This is a genomic window from Adlercreutzia sp. DFI.6.23, from assembly GCF_024462535.1.
Taxonomy (GTDB): domain Bacteria; phylum Actinomycetota; class Coriobacteriia; order Coriobacteriales; family Eggerthellaceae; genus Adlercreutzia; species Adlercreutzia rubneri.
This window is the reverse complement of the sequence record NZ_JANGBP010000233.1, coordinates 1-386: the sequence shown is the minus strand read 5'-3', so window position 1 is coordinate 386 and position 386 is coordinate 1. Positions and strand designations below refer to the sequence as shown.

Below are 386 nucleotides of genomic sequence, written 5' to 3'. Positions count from 1 at the left end.
GTATAATGCGGTAAGAAGCATTCTTGCTATTGCAATGATTGCTTTCTTGTGACCGCGACGCTTTTTGAGACGGAGATAACGGTTACGCATTTCAGGATGCTTAGTGCTTTTTACGACAGCGTTTGCGCACTGTACTAAAAGCGGTTTGATGTAGCATCCGGCCTTGGACACCCGGACAGATTTTTTCTTCCCTGCGCTTTCATTGTTGGTTGGTGTAAGCCCAGCCCATGAGCACAAGTGTTTCGCCGAAGGAAAAGCCTCCATATTGGTACCGATTTCGGAAATGATTCCGATGGCAGTGAAAGGACTGCTGATACCAGGAGCAGTTTGAAGAATGGTAAGTTCCTGCTGATAGGGAGCGGCGAGCGCAAGAATGAGTTCTTCAA

At 47.4% G+C, this 386-nt stretch carries 1 protein-coding gene; it reads right to left on the bottom strand.

Annotated features, from left to right (window positions below):
• Positions 1-386: transposase (locus tag NE591_RS13155; RefSeq protein ID WP_256156853.1), on the bottom strand; the 386-nt coding region annotated here is incomplete at both ends.